Source organism: Actinoplanes sp. NPDC000266 (assembly GCF_042899005.1).
Classification (GTDB): domain Bacteria; phylum Actinomycetota; class Actinomycetes; order Mycobacteriales; family Micromonosporaceae; genus Actinoplanes.
This window is the reverse complement of the sequence record NZ_JBIAZI010000020.1, coordinates 132,557-139,321: the sequence shown is the minus strand read 5'-3', so window position 1 is coordinate 139,321 and position 6,765 is coordinate 132,557. Positions and strand designations below refer to the sequence as shown.

The following is a 6,765-nucleotide window of genomic DNA, read 5'->3' as shown; positions in this document are numbered from 1 at the left end:
CAATACCCCAGTACCCCCCCCGGGGGTGGGGGGTCGCAGGGGGTTTTACCACCGCTTTGGGTTGGGCGCCCCCCCCCCCCGCCGGGGGCCCCCCCGGGGGGGGGGGGGGGGCCCCCCCCCCCCCCCGGCCCGTCTCAGCTCACAGCAGGCCCGCCTCGTACGACAGGCGCTCGATCAGCCCGTCCACCTCCACCGGCAGGCCGCGCGAGGTGAACCAGGACGCCACGTTGCGCACGTCGCGGGCGAGGAACTCCACGCCCCGGGGATTGGCGATCAGGTCGACGATCTGCGGCATGTCGATGACCACCAGCCGGTCGCCCTGCACCAGCGTGTTGTACGCCGACAGGTCGCCGTGTGCCACCTGGGCCCGGGCCATCACGCTGAGCGCGTCGGTCATCTGCCGCCACAGGTCCGCGAGGAAGTCGTCATCCGGGCGGACCTGCGCCAGCCGCGGCGCGGCCTCGCCGGTCTCCCAGTCGCCGATGAACTCCAGCATCAGCTCGGTGCCGATCAGCTGCACCGGGTACGGCACCGAGATCGTGCCGCTCTCCTGCCCCACCTGCCAGAGCCGGGACAGCGCGCCGAACTCGGCCGCCGCCCATTCGCCGGCGATGAGCTCCTTGCCGTAGTTCGAACGGTTCGCCATCGCCCGCATCTCACGGGACCGGCGCACCCGGCGCCCGTCGAGATAGCCGGCGTCGCGGTGGAACAGCCGATGGTCGCCGTCGCGGTAACGCTTGGCCGCCAGCATGCTGATCTGATCGGTTCCCGGCACCTCGCGCCGGACCAGGAAGACGTCCGCTTCCTTACCGGTCTTGAGGATGCCCAGCTCGGTGTCGACCGCGCGGTATTCGGTGCGGACCCAGTCGGGTCGCGGCAGGGGACCGTGGACGGCGCCGTCCCAGGTCGACCAGCGATCACCGGTCTCGGGAAGGTCAGGTTCCTCGCTCAGGGCCCGCCGGGGCCGTTCCCACTTTACGTAGTTGGAAGCGTCGTCGACGGCTTCGTGAGGGCCACGGCGTACGGCCCGCTGACGGTGCGATTTGCGCTCCACTCGAGCGTCTCCTCGGAGAAGAAGGGTTCTTGAACCCGGACACGACGAAGGACTTGAACGTCCATGGGTTTGAAACCTCCTCATCTCGACAAGAAGCCTCGGACAGATGCGATTTCCACTCTTTCAGACGCCACCCAGCTGACGCAACCGACTTGGCTCGTGACCGCCGTACGACTAGCAGCGTGCGGGATGCCAGGGCGCCGGGGTCCGGACCTAGCGTTTCCGAGGAGCATCGCCATACCGGGCCGACCACAGAGATGAGCTGCCATGGCCGCGACGCAGTCCGAAGTCACCCTCGCTGGTCTTGTCGCCTACCTCGACAAGCTTCGGGAGCAGGGGGACGTGCATTTCGACGAGAGGATGCGGGTGTGGCACGTGCTGGGCTACCAGCAGGCCCAGCAGGTGCAGACCGACCCGGTGACCTTCTCCTCGGAGATCACCGGGCGCGAGGACTTCGAGGGCAACTTCCTGCGGGCCGACGATCCGCGGCACCGCCGGCTGCGCGGCGTCGCCAACAAGGCGTTCACCCCGAAGATGGTCGCGGACCTGGAGCCGCGCATCGTCGAACTGAGTACCCGGCTGCTCGACGCGGCGGACGCCGCCGGCGACCGGTGGGACTTCATCGACAGCGTGGGCCACCCGTTGCCGTTCATGGTCATGGCGGAGATGCTCGGCGTCCCCGCCGACGATCACGCGTTCATCCGCAAGTTGTCCGACGCCATCATCGAGGTCCGCCGGATGGACCCGGGTGGGTCCGGCGAGGCGCCGGAGAACGGTGACGGGCCGGCGCTGCGCGAGCTGAAGCCGCGCCACGAGCTGGATCGGTACCTGCTGGAGCTCATCCGCGCCCGGCGCAAGAACCCCGGTGACGACCTGATCAGCCGGCTGCTGACCATCGAGGCCGACGGGGACCGGCTGGACGAGCAGGAGACTCTCGGCATGCTCAACGTGCTGGTCGCCGGCCACCACACCACGACCGCCGCCCTGGGCAACACGGTGCTCTCGCTGGACGAGAACCCGCACGTGTGGCAGCGGCTGCTGGACGACCGGTCACTGATCCCGGCCGCGTTCGAGGAGTCGGTGCGCCTGCGGCCGCCGTTCCCGCGGTCGCCCCGGCAGACCACGAAGGACACCGTGCTCGACGGCCGGCGGATCCCGGCCGGCGCGACCGTGGTGGTGTGGGCGATGACCGCGAACCGTGACGACCGCGTCTTCGCCGACCCGAACCGGTTCGACCTCACCCGCAAACCGAACCCGCACCTGTCGTTCGGCAAAGGGATCCATCACTGCATCGGGGCGCCGGTGGCGCGGCTGGAAGCGAAGGCAGCGTTCACTCTCCTGCTCGAGCGCTACCGGAAGATCCGCGTACGTGAGGACGCCCCGGCCGACCTCCGCAATCCCTGGGCGACGGCCGGGGAAAGGCCCGGCGAGTGGGGCATCGGCGACATGATGATCCCGGGCGTCGTCAACAAGCTTCCGCTCGAGGTGGAAAAGCACTGAACGCCCGCCGGCCGACTGTCAGGCCGAGGGATACGGGCACCTCTTCGTGAGACCTAGCATCAGCCGTACATCCCGATGAAAAGGATGTTGAAGAAGGGTGGTGGCAGTGCCGGACAATGGTGATCGGCTGCTTTCTCGTGAACAGCTGAAAGAATTCGTCGAGCGCGGTTACATCGTGATCCCGGACGTGGTGCCGCCGGATCTGATAGCCGCCGCCAACGGCCTGGTCGACGCGCTGATCAGCGCCCGCCCGACACCGGCCGGGCATGTCGGCACGCGCTACCTGTTCCAGGAGCTGGAGGACGCCCCGGCGCTGGCGGCGTTGCTGCGGGACACCGCGGCCGTCCAGCTCGCCGAGCAGCTCATCGGACCGGACGCGCTGGATTTCCCGGAATCGGTGCAGACCGCGTTGACCTATCCGCCGTTCGTGGACGCCCGGGAACAGCCGCACATCGACGGCGGCAAGGGACGCAAACCCGACGACCCGCCGTGGACCTTCACCATGCTGGCCGGCTTCTTCCTGACCGATCAGTCGGCCGACGACGCCGGCAACCTGTTCGTCTGGCCGGGCACCCACGAGGCGCACGCGCAATTGTTCCGGGAGCGCGGTACCGACGCCTTCACCACCTATCCCACCGTCGAGCTGCCGGAGCGGGATACGGTTCGCGGCCGCCCGGGCGACATGTTCTTCAAGCATTACCTTCTCGGCCACAATGGCGGCAACAACACCAGCGACATCGTCCGGCGTACGGCCTATTTCCGGCTGCGGCGCAAAGGTCACGGCCCGACGTGGCGCGCGATCCTGCAGGACCCCTGGCACGATTTCCCGCCATTGCGGGAGTTGACGGCGCCGTCCCTCGAAGTGAGTCCGAGCTCGCCCCGATGACAGGAGAGAATTGCTATGCCTGACGTCAATGATCTCGTGGACGTGGCGACCGGCGACGTCATCATGGCCGAGACCGATGTCACGCTGCCCGGCGTCCTGCCGCTCGTGATCGAGCGCCGCCACCGATCGTCGTCGCGCGCGGGCCGGTGGTTCGGGCGGTCCTGGATGTCGAGCCTCGACCAGCGCCTGCGGGTGACCGGCGAGCGCGTCGAGGCGAGCTTCGCCGATGGCCAGGTCCTGACCTGGCTGCCGCCGGGCGACGCCGGATCCTCCGCCGTGCCGGTGAGCGGGCCCGCGTGGCCGTTGCGCCGGAACCCGGACGGCTCCTACGCCGTCAACGACCCGCAGCGCGGCCTCACCTGGCACTTCGAACAGCGGGCGGGCCATGAGGACGGCACCCTCCCGCTGATCTCGGTGACCGACCGCGCGGGCCACGAGATCACCTTCGGCTACGACGGCGCCGGCCGGCCACTCGGCATCACCCACTCGGGCGGTTACCGCGTCCGGGTGTCGGTCGCCGGCGGGCACGTCATCGCGCTGACCCTCGCCGGCCGCGACGGTCAGGGCGACCTGCCCCTGCGCCAGTTCCAGTACGACGGCGCCGGCAACCTGTCCGCCGTCGTCGACTCCACCGGCCGGGCACGGCGCTTCACCTACGACGACGCGGGCCGGGTGAGCGGCTGGACCGACCGCAACGGCCACTCCTACCGCTACATCTTCGACGACGAGGGCCGGTGCGCCCGGGTGGACGGCGCCGACGGCGTTCTGCTCGGCGCCCTCGCCTTCGAGCCCGGCGCCGCCCGCTGGACCAACGCCGGCGGCGCCGTCACGACGTACGAGATCGCCGATGCGGCCCGGACAACCGCGATCACCGACGCGACCGGGAAGACCTCGCGGACCGAGTACGACGACCGTGGTCGCGTCGCCGCCGAGATCGACGCCGTGGGCCGGGCCGTCCGGTTCGCCTACGACGAGCGCGGCAACGTGGTCTCGGTGACCAACCCCGACGGCCACGAGACCCGCGCCGAGATCGACGACGCCGGCCTTCCGATCCGGGTGACGTGCCCGGACGGCGGCGTCTGGCTCCAGGCCTTCGACAAGAACGGGAACCTCACCGAGCTGACGGCGCCCGACGGCACGGTGCTCCGGAACGGATACGACGCCCGCGGCCACCTCAGCGAGGCGGTCGATGCGAACGGCGCGGTCACCAGGGTGAAATGCGATCCGGCCGGGCTGCCGGTGGCCGTCACCGGACCCGGCGGCGCGACGATCCGGTACGAGCGGGACCAGATGGGCCGGGTCGTGCGGTTGTCCGGCTTCGACGGCGGCACCACGTCCTGCGCCTGGACGGCCGAGGGCCTCCCGCTCTCGCGGACCCGGCCGGACGGCACAACCGAGTCCTGGGACTGGGACGGTGAGGGGAACCTGCTCCGGCGGACCTCGGCCACGGGAGCGGTCACGTCCTTCACGTACGCTCCGGGCGGTCAACTCGTCTCGATCGCCTGGCCGGACGGAACGCTGAGCGAGTTCGAGCACGACGACAGCCGGTCCCCCCGGGTAGTCATCCACGGCGGGCTGAAATGGCGCTACGAGCACGACTCGGTCGGCCGGCTGAGCGCGCAGACCGACTACAACGGCGCCACCACGCAGTACTGGTACGACCCGGCCGGGCAGCTCGTCCACCGGGTGAACGCCAGCGGCCACGAGGCGTCGTTCGCCTACAACCCCATCGGAAAGCTGGCGTGGCACCACGTCGCGGACGGCACGGTGACGAAGTTCGACTGGGACCCGGCCGGCCGGCTGCTGCGGGCGTGGAACGACGACGACGATCTCGTCCTCGTCCGCGACGAGCTCGGACGGGTGGTGTCCGAGAGCCACAACGGCAGCACGGTCACCCGGGCCTACGACGCGGCCGGCAACCTCACCAGCCTGGTGACTCCGTCCGGCGCCGGCGCCACCTGGGCCTACGACGCCGCCGGCACGCCGTCGGCGCTCACCGCCGACGGCCGGGAGCTGCGGTTCGGCCACGACCCCGCCGGTCGTGAGATCAGTCGGGAGCTGCCCGGCGGCGCCGTCGTCACCCAGCGGTGGGATCAACTCGGCCGCCTCGTGGCACAGGATCTCACCGGCCCGGCCGCCGAGGAGCCGCTCCGGCGGCGTACGTACAAGTTCGGCCCGGACGGGTTCGTCTCCAAGGCGGCGGAAGCGACCGCCGGCGACCGGAATTTTCAGCGTGACGCCGCCGGGCGCCTCACCATCGTCACCGGCGACGGCGGCGGCCATCCCGCGCGCTACCAGTACGACCCGGTGGGCAATCTGGTGAACGTCGCCGGTCCCGCCGCCGGAGTGCCGGACATGCCGTCGCACGGTGTCCGGGAGATCAACGGAACCTTCACGGCACGGGCCGGGAACGTCCACTACCGCTACGACGCCGCCGGCCGCGTGATATCCCGGACGCTGACCGGTACGGCCGGCGAGCCGGAGGCCTGGCGCTACTCCTGGGATGCCAACAGCCACCTCCACTCGGTCACCGTCCCCGACGGGAGCAAGTGGATGTACCAGTACGACCCCCTCAGCCGCCGCGTCGGCAAGCGTCATCTCGCGGCCGACGGCCGCGTGGTGACGGAGACGCGGTTCTCGTGGGACGGGCCGCGGCTCGTCGAGCAGCGGGACCTCGGCGGCGACACGGAGCGGGTCACCACCTGGACCTACCGGAGCGGCTCCGACATCCCGCTCACCCAGGCGTCGGGCGAGGAGTTCCACTCCGTGGTGACCGGTCAGGGCGGCGTGCCGAGCGAACTGGTCTCTCCCGACGGGTCCATCGACGGCGACGCGACCACGCCGTGGCGCGGGCCCGGCCGGTACCAGGACGGCGAGTCGGGGCTGCAGTACCACAACCACCGGTACTACGACCCGGTGACCGGTGTCTACCTGTCGCCGGCCACCGCGGCGCTCTCGGCCGGGCCGAACCCGCATGCGTCCGTCCCGGTTCCGGTTGCCGTCAGCAATCCTCCAGGACTGCTCAGCGGTGATGAGGCGGCCGCCGTGGTCCGGGACGGCGTCGTGGCGCTGCGGGCCGCGTCGGGCACCCTCCCGGCGCCGTGGACCAGGACGGCGGAGTCCTGGATCGGCTTCCTGCTCGGCTCGTCCCGTCATCTGCCGGTCGCCTCGGGCGCCGACGGATTCGACGCGCGGCTGTTCACCGGTGAGCCCGTGCTCGGTACGGGCTTCCACCCGCGGATCCCGCTGCAGCCGGGCGAATGAGCTCCGCCCGGTGCGTCCGTGGAACAAGCGGACGCACCGGGCGGAGTTTTTCTCGATGGAT

Annotated in this window: 4 protein-coding genes; 3 read left to right on the top strand and 1 reads right to left on the bottom strand. The window is 70.6% G+C overall.

The window, feature by feature from the left end; all coding sequences use genetic code 11:
- Nucleotides 1-139: 139 nt before the first annotated feature.
- A complete protein-coding gene (locus ACFY36_RS49200; RefSeq protein ID WP_499752841.1) occupies nt 140-1,054 on the bottom strand; it encodes a serine protein kinase RIO in 915 nt (304 codons plus the stop codon).
- 267 nt (nt 1,055-1,321) lie between these two features.
- Between ACFY36_RS49200 and ACFY36_RS49195 the strand changes: the two genes are divergently transcribed.
- The 3 genes from ACFY36_RS49195 to ACFY36_RS49185 all read left to right on the top strand — a co-directional run bounded on the left by ACFY36_RS49195 (nt 1,322) and on the right by ACFY36_RS49185 (nt 6,704).
- Nucleotides 1,322-2,554, top strand: a complete 1,233-nt coding sequence (locus ACFY36_RS49195) for a cytochrome P450 (RefSeq protein WP_499752840.1) — start codon at nt 1,322-1,324, stop codon at nt 2,552-2,554.
- Between the two features lie 106 nt (nt 2,555-2,660).
- A complete protein-coding gene (locus ACFY36_RS49190; RefSeq protein ID WP_499752839.1) occupies nt 2,661-3,440 on the top strand; it encodes a phytanoyl-CoA dioxygenase family protein in 780 nt (259 codons plus the stop codon).
- 15 nt (nt 3,441-3,455) lie between these two features.
- Nucleotides 3,456-6,704 carry a DUF6531 domain-containing protein gene (locus tag ACFY36_RS49185; protein ID WP_499752838.1) on the top strand — a complete coding sequence of 1,083 codons (3,249 nt, stop codon included), beginning with the start codon at nt 3,456-3,458 and terminating at the stop codon, nt 6,702-6,704.
- Nucleotides 6,705-6,765: the final 61 nt, after the last annotated feature.